Origin of the sequence: Mesorhizobium sp. M7A.F.Ca.CA.002.09.1.1 (genome assembly GCF_003998555.1) — a bacterium.
Lineage (GTDB): Bacteria > Pseudomonadota > Alphaproteobacteria > Rhizobiales > Rhizobiaceae > Mesorhizobium > Mesorhizobium ciceri.
The window spans coordinates 1-1312 of sequence record NZ_RZRR01001211.1 but is presented as its reverse complement, the minus strand read 5'-3'; the positions used below and the strand labels follow the sequence as shown (position 1 = coordinate 1312).

The window sequence follows — 1312 nt, the reverse complement described above, 5'->3', positions numbered from 1 at the left end:
GTTATGGAAGGGTCGACACGGACGGCACCGGAAAATTCTCTCTATGCAAGGACAAGAATTTTGATCGTCCTTCGGCGGTTCAAAATCCCTTCTGGACGCTCACGCCGATTTTCACAAAGCAGCGGCCGTTCAATTTCGCCCGAGAACTAGAAAAACTCGTCGACAGGGCGACCGAACGGGCAGACAAGCCATCGCCCAGCGATGTTGTTGATCCAATCCTTCTCTCGTAGATAAAGCGGCTGATTGGGACACGCAGGTGAAGGCGCGAGGATAGCTTAAAACTATAAGTGTAGTTTGGCTCAGCGAATTATAAGCACACTCGATTAGGGGCGAATAGGGCTAATGCGACCATTTACAAGATCGATCATAGAGCTTTTTGACGGTAAGAGACGCTACCTGATTCCGCTGTATCAGCGGCAATACGCCTGGAAAGTGACCCCCCAACTGGAGTTGCTTTGGGAGGATATTCAGCGGGCTGCGGCAAAGCTTGAGGCGGAAGGCGTGTTATCTGCGCCCCACTTCATGGGAGCGATCGTGATCTCGCAGGTGAAAACGTTCGGCAAGCAGGTGCAGGCGTTTGAGGTCATTGATGGCCAACAGCGCCTTACGACCTTCCAGTTGCTCCTGACCGCCCTAAGGGACGTGGCAGCCTGCCACTCACCCGAATATGCGGACGAGGTAGCCAAGTACATCTTCAACGATGGTGTAATGGAGCAGCCAGAAGTCGAGCGGTTCAAGCTTTGGCCGTCACTCACCGACCGTGCTTCTTTCATCGGAGTGGTTGACGCTGAGGACAAGTCGGATGCGGCAACCTTCCGTTTGGATGATGAGCAGGGTGTGGTTCGCCCGTCGGTAGCGGCGCATGCGTTCTTCAAGGATCGCATCGAAAAGCACGTCCGGCCGAATGGTGAATATGATGCCTTTCGCATGGAGAAGTTGTTTGAGGCGTTACGCGTCGGGTTGGCAGCAGTATCAATCGAACTTGAAGGTGGCGATGACGCTCAGACGATCTTCGAAACGCTTAACAGCCGGGGAGTCGATCTGACCGCCGGTGATCTCATGCGTAACTTCATCTTTCAGCGAGCGAAAGGGTTGGGACAGACCAAGGGTTCTCTGAATGTAGACCGCCTGTACCAGGATTTCTGGCTCCCGCTCGACGGTTGGTTCTGGAAGGAAGGGGATACACGCGGTCGTCAGACGAAGTCCCGCCTGGATTGGCTGCTTGTCGACCACCTTACAATGAAGAAAGCGGAGACCGTTTCGGTCGACGATCTCTTTGAATCCTATCGCAGATGGATTTTGGACCTCACGC

General features: G+C 54.0%; 2 protein-coding genes. Both read left to right on the top strand.

Features of this window, described 5'->3' with window-relative positions; genetic code table 11:
• A partial coding sequence (locus EN994_RS35745; protein WP_206530551.1) for a hypothetical protein occupies positions 1-230 on the top strand: 230 nt, incomplete at its 5' end.
• Positions 231-342: 112 nt separating this feature from the next.
• The coding region (locus EN994_RS31865; RefSeq protein WP_164746435.1) for a DUF262 domain-containing protein at positions 343-1312 on the top strand (970 nt) is incomplete at its 3' end.